General features: G+C 36.2%; 16 protein-coding genes and 1 other RNA gene. 7 read left to right on the plus strand and 10 right to left on the minus strand.

The window, feature by feature from the left end:
• Window positions 1-46 precede the first annotated feature (46 nt).
• Window positions 47-1285 (plus strand): aminopeptidase, encoded by a 1239-nt coding sequence (locus AB1I62_RS10430; RefSeq protein WP_104859348.1) that lies wholly within the window; start codon window positions 47-49, stop codon window positions 1283-1285.
• An 87-nt stretch (window positions 1286-1372) separates the two neighbouring features.
• On the opposite strand, the gene ffs is transcribed toward AB1I62_RS10430, so the two are convergent.
• Window positions 1373-1457: signal recognition particle sRNA small type (gene ffs / locus AB1I62_RS10435), an RNA gene on the minus strand.
• A gap of 40 nt (window positions 1458-1497) precedes the next feature.
• Window positions 1498-2019 (minus strand): tRNA adenosine(34) deaminase TadA, encoded by a 522-nt coding sequence (tadA, locus tag AB1I62_RS10440; protein ID WP_104859349.1) that lies wholly within the window; start codon window positions 2017-2019, stop codon window positions 1498-1500.
• A gap of 77 nt (window positions 2020-2096) precedes the next feature.
• Between tadA and AB1I62_RS10445 the strand changes: the two genes are divergently transcribed.
• On the plus strand, window positions 2097-2948 hold the full coding sequence (locus AB1I62_RS10445; protein WP_002383772.1) for a helix-turn-helix domain-containing protein: 852 nt from the start codon (window positions 2097-2099) through the stop codon (window positions 2946-2948).
• A gap of 56 nt (window positions 2949-3004) precedes the next feature.
• Window positions 3005-3850 (plus strand): PhzF family phenazine biosynthesis protein, encoded by an 846-nt coding sequence (locus AB1I62_RS10450; protein ID WP_010710597.1) that lies wholly within the window; start codon window positions 3005-3007, stop codon window positions 3848-3850.
• A gap of 26 nt (window positions 3851-3876) precedes the next feature.
• Here AB1I62_RS10450 and AB1I62_RS10455 read toward each other — a convergent pair whose 3' ends face one another.
• Both AB1I62_RS10455 and AB1I62_RS10460 read right to left on the minus strand, forming a co-directional pair.
• A complete protein-coding gene (locus tag AB1I62_RS10455) occupies window positions 3877-4215 on the minus strand; it encodes a hypothetical protein (protein WP_002356871.1) in 339 nt (112 codons plus the stop codon).
• 83 nt (window positions 4216-4298) lie between these two features.
• The gene (locus tag AB1I62_RS10460) at window positions 4299-5003 is read right to left on the minus strand and encodes a zinc metallopeptidase (RefSeq protein WP_002384290.1); all 705 of its coding nucleotides are present in this window, start codon (window positions 5001-5003) and stop codon (window positions 4299-4301) included.
• A gap of 198 nt (window positions 5004-5201) precedes the next feature.
• Here AB1I62_RS10460 and AB1I62_RS10465 point away from each other — a divergent pair, with 198 nt between their 5' ends.
• On the plus strand, window positions 5202-5555 hold the full coding sequence (locus AB1I62_RS10465) for a YxeA family protein (RefSeq protein WP_002387247.1): 354 nt from the start codon (window positions 5202-5204) through the stop codon (window positions 5553-5555).
• Window positions 5556-5592: 37 nt separating this feature from the next.
• Here the strand turns inward: AB1I62_RS10465 and AB1I62_RS10470 are convergent, their stop codons facing one another.
• A complete protein-coding gene (locus tag AB1I62_RS10470; protein ID WP_002356866.1) occupies window positions 5593-6597 on the minus strand; it encodes a nucleoid-associated protein in 1005 nt (334 codons plus the stop codon).
• Between the two features lie 127 nt (window positions 6598-6724).
• Window positions 6725-8191 carry a PTS system trehalose-specific EIIBC component gene (gene treP, locus AB1I62_RS10475; RefSeq protein WP_002383776.1) on the minus strand — a complete coding sequence of 489 codons (1467 nt, stop codon included), beginning with the start codon at window positions 8189-8191 and terminating at the stop codon, window positions 6725-6727.
• A gap of 212 nt (window positions 8192-8403) precedes the next feature.
• Between treP and AB1I62_RS10480 the strand changes: the two genes are divergently transcribed.
• Both AB1I62_RS10480 and AB1I62_RS10485 read left to right on the plus strand, forming a co-directional pair.
• The gene (locus tag AB1I62_RS10480) at window positions 8404-8784 is read left to right on the plus strand and encodes a VOC family protein (protein WP_104859352.1); all 381 of its coding nucleotides are present in this window, start codon (window positions 8404-8406) and stop codon (window positions 8782-8784) included.
• Window positions 8785-8805: 21 nt separating this feature from the next.
• A complete protein-coding gene (locus AB1I62_RS10485; RefSeq protein WP_002374438.1) occupies window positions 8806-9288 on the plus strand; it encodes an SRPBCC family protein in 483 nt (160 codons plus the stop codon).
• A gap of 43 nt (window positions 9289-9331) precedes the next feature.
• Here the strand turns inward: AB1I62_RS10485 and AB1I62_RS10490 are convergent, their stop codons facing one another.
• On the minus strand, window positions 9332-10444 hold the full coding sequence (locus AB1I62_RS10490; protein ID WP_002380533.1) for an FUSC family protein: 1113 nt from the start codon (window positions 10442-10444) through the stop codon (window positions 9332-9334).
• Between the two features lie 172 nt (window positions 10445-10616).
• Here AB1I62_RS10490 and AB1I62_RS10495 point away from each other — a divergent pair, with 172 nt between their 5' ends.
• Window positions 10617-12758: a GH92 family glycosyl hydrolase gene (locus AB1I62_RS10495; protein WP_002362129.1), complete on the plus strand. Its 2142-nt coding sequence runs from the start codon at window positions 10617-10619 to the stop codon at window positions 12756-12758.
• A gap of 40 nt (window positions 12759-12798) precedes the next feature.
• On the opposite strand, the gene AB1I62_RS10500 is transcribed toward AB1I62_RS10495, so the two are convergent.
• Genes AB1I62_RS10500 through AB1I62_RS10510 form a run of 3 tightly spaced genes read right to left on the minus strand, consistent with a single transcriptional unit; the run spans window position 12799 to window position 16611 of the window.
• Window positions 12799-14280 (minus strand): response regulator transcription factor, encoded by a 1482-nt coding sequence (locus AB1I62_RS10500; RefSeq protein ID WP_104859353.1) that lies wholly within the window; start codon window positions 14278-14280, stop codon window positions 12799-12801.
• Between the two features lie 11 nt (window positions 14281-14291).
• Window positions 14292-16022 carry a sensor histidine kinase gene (locus AB1I62_RS10505; protein WP_164978375.1) on the minus strand — a complete coding sequence of 577 codons (1731 nt, stop codon included), beginning with the start codon at window positions 16020-16022 and terminating at the stop codon, window positions 14292-14294.
• Window positions 15976-16611, minus strand: a complete 636-nt coding sequence (locus AB1I62_RS10510) for a YesL family protein (RefSeq protein WP_002362905.1) — start codon at window positions 16609-16611, stop codon at window positions 15976-15978. The genes AB1I62_RS10505 and AB1I62_RS10510 overlap by 47 nt, the downstream gene beginning before the upstream one ends.
• Between the last annotated feature and the right edge of the window lie 40 nt (window positions 16612-16651).

The following is a 16651-nucleotide window of genomic DNA, read 5'->3' on the forward strand; positions in this document are numbered from 1 at the left end:
ATGATATGAGCAGTCATTACCCATCAAAATGAAGGAGGAATCACGAATGACCTTAGAGAATTTTAATGAAAATCTAAAGAAATATGCACGTTTAATTGCTGAAACGGGTGTCAATGTTCAGGACAATCATACGGTTGTTTTACAAATCAGTGTCGATCAAGCGCCCCTTGCCCGCTTAATTACGGAAGAAGCTTATCGCTTAGGCGCGGCCGAAGTAATTGTTCAATGGAGCGACGAAACCATTCAACGTGAATTTTTAGCCCATGCTGCAACTGATCGTATTGAAAATGTTCCTCAATATAAAATTGATCAAACCGATGATTGGATTGCCAAAGGCGCAAGCCGAATTAGCGTGGTTTCTTCTAATCCTGATGCATTAGCTGGCGTGGATGCACAACGTGTAGCAGCTTTCCAAGCGGCTAATGGGAAAGCATTGGTCAACCTACGAAAAGCAACGCAAGCCAACAAAGTAAGTTGGACTGTTGTAGCTGCTTCTAGTGAAGGCTGGGCAGCTAAAGTCTTTCCAGAATTAGCAACAAGTGAAGAACAAGTTGATGCACTTTGGAATGAAATTTTCAAAACAACACGAATTTATGAAGAAAACCCAGTCATTGCTTGGGATATCCATGATAAAAAATTACAAGAAAAAGCGGCTGAATTAAACGAACAACAATTTACTGCTTTACACTACACAGCTCCTGGGACAGATTTAACGATTGGTTTGCCTAAAAACCATTTATGGGAAGGCGCTGGTAGTTATAACGCTCGTGGGGAAGAATTCATGGCTAATATGCCAACAGAAGAAGTTTTCACCGCCCCAGATAGTCGCCGCGTTGATGGTTATGTTTCTAGTACAAAACCACTAAGTTATGCTGGCACAATCATTTCGGGAATGAAATTTACATTTAAAGATGGAAAAGTTGTTGACTTCTCAGCTGAACAAGGCGAAGAAGCATTGAAAAATCTCTTAGCTATTGATGAAGGTGCCAAACACTTAGGAGAAGTTGCTTTAGTACCAGACCCTTCACCAATTTCACAATCCGGTTTGATTTTTTATAATACATTGTTTGATGAAAATGCCTCTAATCATTTAGCCTTTGGTTCGGCCTATGCCTTCAACTTACAAGGCGGCACGGAGATGAGCGAAGAAGAATTAGCTGAAGCTGGTTTAAATCGTAGCCAAACACATGTGGACTTTATGGTAGGATCTGACAAAATGAATATTGACGGCATTAAGGAAGACGGGACGATTGTTCCAGTTTTTAGAAATGGCGATTGGGCATAAATTTAAAAAGAAGCAAGCCGTAAAAATAACGGCTTGCTTCTTTTTATTTCAAATAAAAAAAGGCTTCTCAGCCTTGATACGTTCCTTATTCAATCAGACACATGGCGGCACTTGCTTAGTGCTGCTTCCTTCCGGATCTGACACAATTCACTAGCCCGCCATTGTCCTAGCCTTTCGGCAAAACCTAGTATAACGTATTTTTATTCTTTTGACTAGTCTTTCTTTTGATTTTTTAAAATTTTCTCTTCTTTTTTCTTTGCCCGTAACTTTTTAAAGAACTGAACTAACAATAAGCGACACTCTTCTTCTAAAACGCCTGCTTCGACATAGGCCACATGATTGAAGCGTTCATCTTCTAATAAATTCATCAATGTGCCAGCAGTGCCTGCTTTAGGATCAGTTGCGCCATAATAAACTTCTGGAATTCGTGCTAAAAGCATCGCCCCACTACACATTGGACAAGGTTCTAAAGTTACAAATAATTGGGTTTCTTCTAGACGCCAATTTTCTATCCCGCGACACGCTTCTTGGATTGCATACATTTCTGCATGCGCCGTTGCTTCTTGCCGTGCTTCTCTCAGATTATGCCCGCGGCCAATAATTTCCCCTTGCCGAACTATCACAGCTCCAATAGGCACCTCAGCCAAACCTTCTGCTTTTTTCGCTTCTGCAATGGCTTCTCGCATAAAAAATTCTTTTTCTTCTTGTGTTAACGTTGTTTCTTTTTTTCCCAATTAATTTCCACCTTTCGGCTTTTTCCTACTAAACTTCTGTCTTGCTTCATGGTACAATAAATCAGTGAGGTGTGTCTATGATTATTGAAAATTTATCTCAGCTTTATCCCAAAGGCTATTTATCAAAAACAATTGGTTCCGAAGCCACCTATTCAATTCCTGTTGACGACCAATTTTTCATTGTGAATAAAGCTTTCTTAAGTATTAAAGAACAGCATTTGTTGGAAGCGCTTTTCCCAATTTCTGAAAACCCAACAATTACTGGTAACCATCCTTGGTTCAGTTACTTATTTCAACAGGCAAAATTACCTGCCGAAGGGACCTTTCGTATGTTGCAAATTCAAACGAATGTCACAAAAGAATTACAAGCTGAATGGCAATTTAATTTAACAAAGATGTTTCCAGATACAGTTGATTGTTTCAGTCCAAGTAATAATATGTATATTTTAGTTGAAGAACAGTCAAAAAATACCTTTCAACAAGAAGAAATTCAAGGGATTTTTTTAACATTAGATACAGACTTTGATTGCACTAGTGCTGTATTTGTTGGCAATTTTTATTCCTCTGAAGACATTCTCCGGCGTTGTTTCCATGAAGAACAACGTATTTTTTCAGAAGAACTTAATTCCTCTAGTCGGACGACTGTTTTTAGTTTAACTGATGTTGCCCTCCACTATTTTACCAAGGAAGCCATGAGCCAAAATGTACTTGTTGAGTACTATCGTCGTTTATTAAATAAAGACACCGATATTCAGCCAATCATCAGCGCTTTGTGGAAAAATCAAGGCAATATCAGCTCCACTGCAAAAGATTTATTTATGCATCGAAATACTTTACACTATCGGTTGGAAAAGTTTTTTGAACAAACTGGCTTATCTTTAAAAAAAATGGATGATTTAATCTTTTGTTATTTGTTATTAAGAAAGTAGTACGTCCATTTTTTACTCGTATGTTTTTTATTCCCAATTAGAAAGTAGGCGTTCCAATGAAAATTACCGCATATGTCGCTAGTGCATTTAGTAAAAACCACGAAGGTGGCAACAAAGCAGGCGTTGTTTTTATGACACAGCCCTTAACGAGAACCCAAAAAATGGCCATCGCCAAAGAACTAGGATTTGCAGAAACTGCTTTTATTTCAGACTCAAAGATTGCTGATTTCCGCCTTGAATATTTTACACCAAAAGAAGAAGTCGACTTATGTGGCCACGCGACAATTGGCGCTTTCACCATCATGAAGCACTTAAATAAATTATTGCAAACAGAATATACAATCGAAACGAACAGCGGTTTGCTCGCAATCACGGCGAACGGTGAACAACTATTTATGGAACAAACTGTCCCAACTTTTTATGATACGCTCACTTTAGAAGAATTGAGCGGCTGCTTTGATTTAAACGCAGTGGCAACTGCTTTTCCTATCCAGATTGTGTCAACGGGCCTAAAAGATATTTTGGTTCCCATTAAAAATGCGCAATTATTACAGGATTTACAACCAAACTTTGAAAAAATTAAGTTACTTAGTCAAAAGTATGGAGTTATTGGGATGCATCTTTTTGCTTTGTCTGAAGAAAATATCATTTGTAGGAATTTTGCACCCCTTTATGACATCGATGAAGAAGCCGCTACTGGTACATCAAATGGTGCGTTAGCTTGTTATCTGTACCATCACCAAATTTTACAAAAAACCAATTACACCTTTGCCCAAGGTTATACCTTAAACGCTCCTTCAGAAGTCTTAGTGCGTTTGAACACTACATCCCAAAAGACAATTGATCAAGTTCTAGTTGGTGGCAGAGGCTATTATGTTGAAACAAAAGAATTATTTTTATAAAAAAAAGATGGCCTAGGCCATCTTTTTTACTTCATTGCATCTTCAATAAATGTGAAAAAGCGTTCTTTTAAAGAATCTGTATTGTCTTTAACTTTTTCGCCATATTCAGCTAATTTTGAACCGCCATCTTTCACACGATCCACAACATTTAAAACAGAATCTAATTCATCATCGGATAAATCATCGACAATCGATAATAATTTTTGGTTTCCATCAAATTTATCGTCTACAAACTTTTTAACTTTATAACGATTGGAAACATGAGATACCTTCTTAATAATTTTTTCAGAAGCGATGACTGCAACAGAGACACTTGCAACTGCAGCAATGCTTAAACCGATACCAATTTTTGTTGATGCTTTCATTTCCTTCAGCTCCTCTGTTATTTTCTATTTTAATCATAACATATTATTACTTTTATGCGTAATAGAAAGACCTTTGCTGGCACTTAGTCTCGGCGGTTGTTGCCACCAAATAAAATAACCAAACGTAAAAGTTGTAAAAAGGTCGAAAGCGCAGCTGCTACGTAGGTAAGTGCAGCTGCAAAAAGAACTTTTCTGGCCATTGGGACTTCTTCTTCTGTTAATAACCCACCTTCAGAAAGAATACTTAATGCACGTCTAGACGCATTAAACTCCACCGGTAAAGTCACCAATTGAAAAATCAAGGCTAATGAAAAAGCCAAAATTCCAATGTTGATTAATGTTTGATTCCAACTAAATAAAACACCAATCAAAATTAGTGGAAAGGAGATGGTTGAACCGATGTTGGCAACTGGAACAATAGCTGCACGAAGACGTAAAGGCACATAGTTCGTATGATCTTGTACCGCATGTCCGCATTCATGAGCCGCCACGCCAATAGCCGCGACCGATGTCGATTGAGCAGTGGCTTCGGATAAGCTCAACATTTTGTTTCCAGAATTATAATTGTCAGTTAAATCACCAGCAATTTGCTGAACTCCAACATCATTAATTTGTTCTTTTTGTAAAATATATTGTGCTGCCTGCGTGCCTGTAACATGTTTACTGCTTCGTACTTGATCATATTTACGAAAGGTACTGTTAACATATGCGGAGGCCGCACCAGAAATCGCAATTCCGATAATTACCAATATATAGGTTGGATCGATTCCAAAATAAAAGGGCATCATTGTCCTCTACCTCCATCTTTTTTTCTTTATTGTAGCATGATAGTGAAAAAAAGGGAGCGACAAACGTTGTCTTTTGTTTAAAAAAATGATGAATTTTTCAAGAAAGTGCCGAAACTAACAAAATTGTCACTCAATTAACGGAAAAAAATATGGCAAATTTCCTAAAAAAAAGGCATACTATTCCTTGAGGTGAGGAAAATGAAAACATTACTAAAAATATTAATTCCCATAGTCATTTTAGCAGGTGGTAGCTGGGGCGTTTATAATTACTATTACGGTGGAGAAGCCTATTATACACAAATCACAACATCTGGTGAAAAGAAAGATGAAAAAACAAATTCTGGTGAAGCAATGACCATTTATTACTATCAACAACCTGCGTTTAATAAAAACGGTGAAGAAAAAACCGTGGAATTAAACGAATCCCGTGATCAACCTTTGCGTATGAAAGCCTATCTAAAATTGAAAGTTAATCCCCGTAAAGGCGTGATCAGCTGGAATGAAGTGACAGAAAAAGAAGTCCCTGAAAAAGCTTTAGAAAAATTAAAATAAAGAAAAAACCGTTGGCAAGCGACCAACGGTTTTTTCTTTATAATTGATTACTAATTTTTTCGATATTTTTTAGCATGATGGACACTGTACCATCTGGATTATTAACAAATTCAATTAAATCGCCATTGCGGTAAACATCTAACGGAACAATTAATTCAATACCGTTATCCATTTTTAACTTTTGTTTGCCAAATTTCTTTTCAGAAATTTCGCGAGATTCTCTGACTGGCGGTGTTTTGTCGACAAATTTCGACTCATTCACTTCTTCTTGGTAAGCTAATTTAGCTGATACATTTTCTTTAAACACTTGTTCAGCAATTTGCTCATTGTCAATCGTTCCCGTTTCCTCAATGCTATCATATACCGCTTCTTTTACAGAAGCCATTAGTTCAAACTCATCTTCGTTAAATTTCTTTCCAATGCGTTTGACTGCCTTTTTAATTTCTTTGATATTTTCTTCCATGGAAGGTGCCGCTTGCGTCTCAATCACTTTTTCAGAGAAATACCAGATTTTTTCTCCTGAAAATTCATATCTTTTCTCTAGTAATTCAAACGCTAATGTATCTAAGTCAACTGTAATTCCTTCATCTGGTTTTTGTGATTTTGAAGACAAAATTGCTCGATTGATAATCAGTTTGTTATAAACTGATTCTTCTTCATAGTCGACGTAATGCGTGTAACTTTCTTTATAGTTTAATTTAATCATTGCGACATGTAACACCGTATCTAATTCATATAAAATGAACAAAATATCAGCACTAGGCGCATCTTCGCTTCCTGAATAAACATCATACCAATGTTGGGTAACTTCTTGGCTTTTCTTCACAAAATCACTAGGAATCCCACGTAACGTGTCAACAAAGGAACTATTTTCCGCCAATGTTCCAGTCTTTGTTTGTGCAGTCGAAAGTTTTGAAATTTTTGCAGTTAAATACGTTCGAATATACTCAGTGGTTAAATCTAGTTCCTTTTCAGAAAAAACCGGCGTCCCAGTTTCTCGATCAATAATGTGTAAAATTGCTTTTTTTAAATAAATATCCATTTTTACGCTCTCCTTTTCTCAACCTTTTTAGTCTAACTGAAAGAGAGAAAAAAGCCAATAGTTTCTATAAAAAGAAGAAGAATTCGTAGACATTTTTCTACGAATTCTTCTTTACTTCAAAAAGCGATTACCCTTCTTCGCTGTATAACATCCCTGTTGCTTCATCAACTGGATCGACTTTATTAAAGATGCCTTTCTTTCTGAAAATATAAGTTAAGCCCATTGGTACGATAATGGCAATCACCATTGCGCCTAAAAACGGCAAGTAATATTGTGGCACAATAGATAAAATTCCTGGCAAGCCACCGACGCCGATACTTGTCGCACGAACGCCCATTAAAGTGGCAAACATTCCTGCCATTGCTGAACCAATCATGCCCGCAACAAATGGATAAACATATTTTAAGTTGATCCCAAACATCGCTGGTTCAGTCACACCTAGGTAACAAGAAATCATTGCTGGAATCGAAACTTGTTCTTCTTTTTTGTTTCCACGATGCATAAAGATAACCGCTAAAACTGCTGAACCTTGTGCAATATTTGATAAAGCAATCATTGGCCATAAGTTGGTTGACTGAAAGTCAGCAATCAACTGTAAATCAATAGCATTACTCATATGATGCAACCCAGTGATAACTAATGGTGCGTACATAAAGCCAAAGACGGCGCCAAATAACCAATTAAATGTTGACGTTAATCCTGCATTCACAATATCAGAAACCCAACTACCAATCGTCCAACCGATTGGTCCTAAAATGACATGTGCAGCCAATACTGTCGGTACTAAAGCAAACAATGGGACAAAAATCATTGAAATTGCTTGAGGAATCACTTTTCTAAAGAAAATTTCAAGATAGGCAAGCAAGAAGCCGGCTAACATAGCTGGGATAACTTGCGCTTGATAACCAATCATGTTAACTTGAGCAAACCCAAAATCCCAGAAAGGAATTTCTGCTGCTTTAGTCGTCGCAACTGAATAAGCATTCAGAAGTTGTGGTGAGACTAATGTAATCCCTAGGACAATCCCCAAAATTTGTGTGGTTCCCATTTTCTTCGTAATACTCCACGTAATCCCAACTGGCAAGAAGTGGAAAATTGCTTCGCCGATTAACCATAAGAATGAATTGACTCCATTCCAAAATTGAGAAACTTCCACGATTGTTTGACCATCAAGAAAGCCAAATGGAACCCCTTCCAAAATATTGCGGAATCCTAAAATCAATCCCCCGATAACAAGTGCAGGAATTAATGGTGTAAAAATCTCAGCTAAAACAGAAACAACTCGTTGAACAGGACTCAAATTACTTTTGGCAGCTGCTTTCCCTTCTTCTTTTGAAACCCCTTCTAAACCGGAAATTGCAGAAAAATCATTATAAAATTGTGGGACTTCATTCCCAATAATTACTTGAAACTGTCCAGCATTGGTAAAGGTTCCTTTTACAGAAGGAATATCTTCAATCACAGGTACATCCGCTTTTTTTGGATCTTTTAATACAAAACGCATTCGAGTTGCACAATGAGAAACAGCTGAAATATTTTCTTTGCCTCCTACTGCTTTCAACAACTGTTGTGCATCGCTTTGAAACTTACCCATTTTACATTCTCCTCTCAAACTTGTATATACAATTAAGTTGTATATACATCATACTTGATTATTCTTTTTTTGGCAAGCGCTTTCTTTCAAAAAAAATAATTTTATTTTTTTACAAATCCCTTGTCTTTTCTTAAAGAGTCAAACAGAACGCTTTTTTAGCTGCTTCTTTATTGCTATACTACAGAGGGAAAAAACGAAAAGGAGTATGAAAAATGTTTTTTAAAGAAATTCATCATGTGGCAATCAATGCCTCAAATTATCAAGCAACTAAAAATTTTTATGTCGAAAAGTTGGGCTTTGAAGTTCTTCGCGAAAATCATCGTCCCGAAAAAAATGATATTAAATTAGATTTAAAATTAGGCAGCCAAGAATTAGAAATTTTCATTTTTGATCAATTTCCCGCTCGCCCCTCTTATCCTGAAGCTTTAGGATTACGTCATTTAGCTTTTAAAGTTGAACATATTGAAGAAGTGATTGCTTTTTTAAATGAGCAAGGAATTGAAACAGAACCGCTACGAGTAGATGATTTTACGGGTGAAAAAATGACCTTCTTTTTTGATCCAGATGGACTACCTTTAGAACTTCATGAATAATAAATAAAGGAGAGAAACAAAATGAAAGATACCTTTCGCTTAGAAAACCAGACGATTTATTTTGGTACAGAACGGGCAATTTCAGCCAGCCCTCAAACGATTTGGCGCTACCTGACTGAGACAGACAAGCTAAAACAATGGTTTCCAGAATTAGAAATTGGTGAATTAGGTGTTAACGGGTTTTGGCGGTTTATTCTGCCCGATTTTGAAGAAACAATGCCTTTCACTGATTATGCAGAGGAAAAATATCTGGGCGTGACTTGGGATACTGGTATCATCTATTTTGACTTAAAAGAACAAGCACCTCATCAGACCCTGTTAGTCTTTTCAGAATCTCTCCCAGAAAATTTTACAACACCTCGCCATAAAGATATCGCTGGTTGGTCAATTGTTCTCAACCGCTTGAAGCAAGTAGTTGAAACCCCTGATACAGCACCAGAAAAAATAGATTTTCCGCAAATAGAAAATCATTACTTGGAAAAATTAACGAATTTAGAAAATTAAAAAGTGTGGCACAACGGGTAAATCACCCTCTGTGCCACACTTTTTAAAAACGTAAAATACGCTGATAAACAAATAAACCTAAATCAATTAAGCAAACAACAAAAATTGCCAATAATACAAAAGAGACCCGCAACTCTGCAGCGTACATCCCTCGTAAACTAATTGTTGCCAAACATAACCCAAAAATCGTTGCCATTGTCACTTGTAACACGGTTCCTGGTTTTAGGGCATAAACAAAAATGCCAATCAAACTAGAAACAATGAGGTGTGTCAGTGGCAATTGAAGCCAATTGACAACAAACAGACTAAGGAAACATCCTAAAAGAGTCCCCCAAAAACGTGTCTTAATACGCGTATTCATTTCTGCTTTCACTGGATGCAAGAGTAGAAAAACATTCATCGGAATCCAAATTATTTTAATGCCTCCTACACTCCACATTAAAATAAAACTCAGCGTAATGGTGAAACTCATACGAATAGCTAAACGAAATCGTTGCACCCTTTCGTCAGGACTTTCTAAAAATTGTTTGAAACTTGTAATCCCAAAAAAAGTCTGTTGTAAGTCGTGCCAGAAATTAATAACCGCCAATTTCTGTTGCTTTATATTTAATTGAATGCTTTTAAAAAAGCGAACATGGCCTCTACTCTTTAAGTTGGTTAGCTGACTTAATCCTGTTTGCCACCAAGCGTTTAGTGTTAAAGCCAATAAAAAAAGACCAATTAAAAAGGCCACAACTTGAGATTGCATCAAAAATGTATTTCCTTTAACCTGAATTAACTGACAAAACGTAAACATCATCAAATAACTATGGTACCGCATCGGTGTCGCAGATGAATAAAATAAATAAACAATTAAAAATGTCACACTACTATTTAAAATAATAGACCAGCTAAAGGAACTACTAGCTATAAATGCTAAAAAACTGATCACAAATTGCCTGATACTCATTTTGAGCAGCGCTACAAATGAATAATCTTTTTTATAGTTAATTTTAAACATAATAGTAAATACAGGCACCATAATTAAATAGCTTGGGGAAAATAAAAAATCCAATGTATAAAAACTAACCAAAAAAAAGGCGATGACTGGGAAAATGGCCCAAACATACGCAAAAAATTGCTGACTTTTTGTACTAAAAAAATAAATAACAATCACTCCAATATCGATTCCTTATCCATTGTAACATGCTTGTCAATTCCCTTTCCAAATTGAATATACCAATTCGTTAAAAATAAAAAAAAAAGCAAATAAATACGCTTTCATTTCTTGTTTTTTGTGCTATAATCAGCCTATATGATATATCATTTAAAACAAAGGAGCTACTTTCATGAATATTCAAGCGATTGATACGCGACACGGAACTGCCAACCAACATAGTTTTTCAAATGGAAATTGTCTACCCTATACTGGCGTGCCATTTGGGATGAACTTTTACGCCCCGCAAACAACTGACCAAAAAGGCAGCTGGTGGTTTCATCCAGAAGATCGAACATTTCAAGGCTATCGAGTAACGCATCAACCAAGTCCTTGGATGGGTGATTTTAGCCATTTATTAATGACCCCTGTCAGTGGTTCATTGTCGGAACTTTCTTTATTCCATGCCCAAAGTTCTTATCGTCCAGAAGAAAGCCTTTTTTCTCCTGTCGAAATTAACTTAACTCAATTACGCTATCAAATAACTTCTCAATTAATCCCAAGCATGTATGGTGGTATCTTAACCATTGATTATCAACAAAAAGATAATCACTTACTACTAACTCTGCCTGGACGTTATCAAGTAAAACAATTAGATGACCATCAAGTGGCTGTAAAAGTCATCAACTATTCTGGTTGTGAAGATCCAGATTTTAGTTTTTATTTCGTGCTTCATTTTGAACAGCCTTTAACCAAATGGTTTGCCCCTTCTTCAGGTGAAGATGGCAAAATCCTTCTTTCTTTTGGAAATATTGCTCAACAAGTTGTTCATTTTAGTAGTTCATTTATTTCTGAAAAACAAGCGCAGTTAAATTTAGCGCGAGAAATCTCTTTGCGTTCTACTGAGATGCTGCAACAAGGAATCGCAGATTGGCATAATTATTTCGATCGTCTTAAAGTAACGCATGAAAACCCTGAACATACTAAAACGTTTTATCATACACTGTATCGAACATTCCTATTTCCGCAAACCTTTTATGAATTGGACGAAAATCAGCAGCCGATTCATTATGATACGTTCTCGCAAACGGTTCGTCCTGGTGTACTATATACCAATAATGGCTTTTGGGATACTTATAAAACGGTCTACCCATTGTTCTCACTAATTGCTCAAGAAAAATACGAAGAGATGCTAGAAGGCTTTTTAAATAGTTACAACGAAACAGGTTTCTTGCCAAAATGGTTATCTCCAGATGAGCGTGGTTTAATGCCCGGCACCTTGATTGACGCTGTCATTGCTGATGCCGCCGTGAAAAAGATTCGTCCTGACTTGATGCCTCAGTTCCTAGAAGCGATGAAAAAAGGCGCCACACAACAAAGCGAACGAGAAAATTATGGACGTCAAGGAACTCTGGATTATCTAAAATATGGCTATGTTCCTTCAACCTATCATGAATCTGTCAATCATACCTTAGACTATGCGTACAGCGATTTCTGTATTTCGCAAGTTGCAAAAACACTGAATGATTCAGAGACCGCAACGTTTTATCGTCAACAAGCCTTGAATTATCAACAACTTTTTAATCCTGAAACTGGCTTTATGCAAGCAAAGGATACTGAAGGCCATTTCCGTCCTGACTTTTTAGATATTCGTTGGGGCAAAGATTACGCCGAAGGAAGTGCTTGGCAATCAAGTTTTGCGGTTTATCAAGATTTTGCAGGTTTGATTAAGCTATATGGTAGCGAGTTAGCTTTCGAAAAAAAATTAATTCAGCTATGCAATCAAGCGCCTAACTTTAACGTTGAAGGCTATGGTTTTGAAATTCATGAAATGAGTGAAATGGCCGCAATTGATTTTGGTCAATTAGCCATCTCAAATCAACCAAGTTTCCATTATCCGTTTCTATTCAGCTACATCGGCAAACCAGAGATGGCTCAACCACTTTTAAAACAACTAATGCAAACATTTAATGCTTCACCAACTGGCTATCCAGGTGATGAAGACAATGGTAGCATGTCTGCTTGGTATATTTTTAATAGCTTAGGCTTTTATCCCGTCACACCAGGAACTGGTGAATATGTAATCGGGATGCCTTTAGTCCAGACGGCGGAAGTAAAACTGTCAAATGGTAAACAATTAACCATTCAGACATCACCAAACAAAGTCCAACAACAATTTATTCATGAAATTCAGTTAAACCAAGAAAAACATACTGCGCCTTACTTTACTCATCAAGAACTATTAAACGGCGGGACTTTAGATTATCAATTAGGGATCGTCCCGAATCCACAAAACACAGCAGAACGACCGTTTTCATTAAGTACGGAAAAATAATAAAAAGAAAGATGTTCATAAAAATTGAACATCTTTCTTTTTATTCTTCGACGCCTGCGTAATTTGATTGGTATTGCTCTCGAAATTCTTTTGGGGTAATTCCATTTAATTTTTTAAACATTTTTGAAAAATAGTTGGTATTGTTAAATCCTACTTTTTCTGAAATTTCGTTGATTGTATCATCCGTGTACAATAATAATTTCTGGGCATGTTTGGTACGCACTTGATTCAAATATTGAGAAAAACTCCGCTTGGTTTCTTTTTTGAAAATTTGGCCTAAATAACTAGGATTCAAATGAAGCTCATCCGCCACCGTTTTTAAGTTTAATTCTTCTAAATAGCCTTGTTCAATTCTTTCTACAGCTTGGCTAACACTTTCTGAATATTTTTTTATTTTAGGTTTATTTTTCACTTCTGCCAAGACTTGCTGCATTAACGCATACAGTGTATTAAGATTGTTGCTAGCTCGAATTTCTTCCACGATTTTTTCATAGTTTTCTTCTAACACAGTTGGATACTGACGGGAGATATCTGAAAAAAGTAAGAAGACTACATAGCGTACATATTCTGGCGTAGCATGTTGTTGACTCAACTGATTGAAAATAGCATCTAATTCCCGTTGAATGGTCTGCATATCCCCAATCATCAAGGCTTGGTTAAACGCTAGAAAAGTAAAATCTTCTGCCGAACGATTCATTTGTTCTTTTTGATTATTTGGCAGAAATTCTTGATAAAACGTTTCAATTGCTTGCAACTGTTTTACTTTCTCATAACTTTCATAAACCGTTTCCCATTCATTGACAGATTCCCCTACAAAAATCTGACCTTGACCAGCTAGAATCGCTTCAATTTCACGAATAAATAAGAACGCTTCTTGTCTGGCCCCTTTATAGATAAGTAACAATTGGTGGTACGTACTCATCCAACTTTCAATGAATAACAGTTGGCCTTTTTTCATAAATAGTTCCTTGATTGTTTCTAAAAATGGCATCTCAGCTTCAACCAATAAAACGGTAAAATCACCTGGTTTTATAGTCGCAAATTGCTGCATTAACTCTTCGTATTCCCCTTCGCTGATTTCATCATTAAGCCAACGCATCAAGCCATTTTCTAGATATAGACGCACGCGGGCATGGGATTTTTTTTGTTGGTCCAATTCTGTTTTAATTCTCTGGATATTGGCTAATAGTTCTTGCTTATTGACTGGTTTCAAAAGATAATCTTGGACCTGCAAAGCCATGCCTTTTTTGACGTAATCAAACTCTTGATAACCTGATAAAATTAAACTAATAAATTGATGTCCTTTTTTCTTTGCTTGCTCAATTAATTCGATCCCACTCATTTCCGGCATCGTAATATCTGTTAATAAAACATCAATGGATTCTGTTTCTAAAAAAACCAATGCTTCTTGCGCACTACGCGCTGTTTTAACAATTTCAAAGCCTAACTCTTGCCAAGGAATAATCCATTTTAAGCCTTCTAAAATCATATATTCATCATCAACAAACATCACTCGATACATCTTTTCACCCCTTATGCTACAAACGAAAGACGAATTGTCGTCCCTTCTCCTTCTTTCCCTTCAATGGTTAAACCATAACTCTCCCCAAAAAAGCGTTGTAAACGTTCATGAACATTTCTTAATCCAATGGATTGTTCCGTTTCTATTTCTGTTTGATTTAAACGTGCGCGAATTTCCTCTAACCGATTGGCGGTGATTCCTTTTCCATTATCCACAACAGCCACAATAATTTTTTCGCCTTCTCGGTAGGCGTGGACCTTAATAGCATTGTCTTGTCGTTGATAGTCAATACCATGCACAAAATAATTTTCGACAAGCGGCTGAATGATGAACTTAGGAATTTCAACATCAGCAATTGTTTCTTCTATTTCGAACTTATAGGCAAATTGATCGGGATAACGCATTTGATACAAATACACATACTTTTCGCAAAATGAGATTTCCTCTACCAAGGTCGTGGTTTTTTCTTGGTTAATATTATTCCTAAGTAACGTTGAAAAAGCATAGACAACATCAGCTAGTTCTTCTTGTTGCCGACTCAAGGCATACATGCGAATATATTCCAATGTATTATAAAGAAAATGAGGATTAATTTGCGACTGTAACGCTCTCATGTGGGCATCACGTTGCTTAATTTCTAAAGTATAAATATCGTGAATGTATTGATCTAAACTGTCTACCATAAAATTAATCGCGGAAGCAATATCATTCAACTCTTCCTGAACTTGATTCGTGTCAATTCGTTCTTTTAAATTGCCATCGCCAATGGCTCGTGTCGCTTCTAAAATTAATTGGACTTGTTGAGAATAGCGTTTAAATAGGCGGTTTAAGCCCACTAATAAAATAACAATCAAAAGTAACCCAATCCCTAAAATGGCCGCATAATTCATAAACAATTGTTGAAATAAGACTCGGCGGCTTGTTAATAAGAGAATGGTACTCCGGCCACTGCTTTCTATTTCCGTAATATCGTAGCGATTATGAAAAACCTGTTGAATGTCACTATCGGTGTGCATTCTTTTATCTAGTTGCCGCTCTTCTTCTTTGGTAAATTGTGCTTTTTCAGAAAAAATTTGATTCCCAGCACTATCATAGATAAACGCATTAATACCTGATTTTTTCAATAAGTCTGCTTGGTTGCCTAGCAACTCTTGACTTGAAAACACAGTGTACAATTCTCCCAACGGTTGTCCTGTATAAGGATCGGAGATAATTCGCATTAGTTGAAAGCCATGTTTTTTAATTGATGACATATCCATTTTTTTCCCATTTGTAGCTGTGCGATTGGCGAACAAAACCTGATCAAATTCATCTAAGCGAATAATCACTTCTTCTAAGTCAGGAAAGGTGCTAAATAATGTACTTAAATTATTTCCAAAGTGGGTACTGACCCGATCTTCCGACCATTGGCTGTAAGTATAGTCAAAATACTCAGGAGGAGAAAGTTCCATATATTTTCGCATGTTTTCAATTTTACTTGCAGAGCCAGCTAATTCATTAATCATATTTGTCGCCGCATTATTTTTATTCGTTACATAGCTGTCAATTTGGGAAACGGCGTTATTTTTTTGTGAATCAATTGATAAGTTAATTGTATAAGTAACATAAACGCACAAAGCAGCCACCGTTAACAAAATAATACTTGTTAACAGTAGACTGTATTTTTGTACTAATCGATTTAATAAATATTTTTTTTTAAACAGTTTTTTGAAGATTCGCTTCATTTTGTTCCAACTTTCCATCAATAAACTGGCGATTTTTACGCGTGACATAGGCACACCACATCATAATTAAGGCAAACGAAGCAAATAGTAGCAGTCCTTTCATTTTCCAAGTTAAAGCAACGATACTAATTACACCGAATAAGACTTTAAAAAATACACCGAGGTTTAAAAAGATACTGATAAATGAAAGCTTCATTAAATCAATAGTTGAGATAAAATAGCTTCCTTCATATAGTAGCATATAAATGTAAAAAATAACGAGTATTAGGGAAACAAAAAATAAAATAAATGTAATAATTAACCACATTATTCCGGTAAATTGAACGGCTAAATAAATATTATAAAAAACAAATCCTAAAGTGAAGAGAAAAAGTAAAAAATAACAGTTACTTCTTTTAAAATGTGCTTTCCATGATTCAAATGCTCGTTTAACGGTGATTGCTTGATAATTCATGCCCTCTTCCAAAATGAAATCAGTCATCATTTGGAGTGCTGGACCAACACCAAAAATAATCCCTCCAGCTAAACTAAATAAAACAAACAGTAAATTTAGTTTGATTACTGTCCAGGAAAGGTAAAACAACCGCTGAATCCCTGTACTTTCCATCTTCCTCTTCCTTTCTATTATGTAAAAGGCTGAGCCAAAA

It is taken from the genome of Enterococcus sp. AN402 (assembly GCF_040719405.1).
Classification (GTDB): domain Bacteria; phylum Bacillota; class Bacilli; order Lactobacillales; family Enterococcaceae; genus Enterococcus; species Enterococcus faecalis.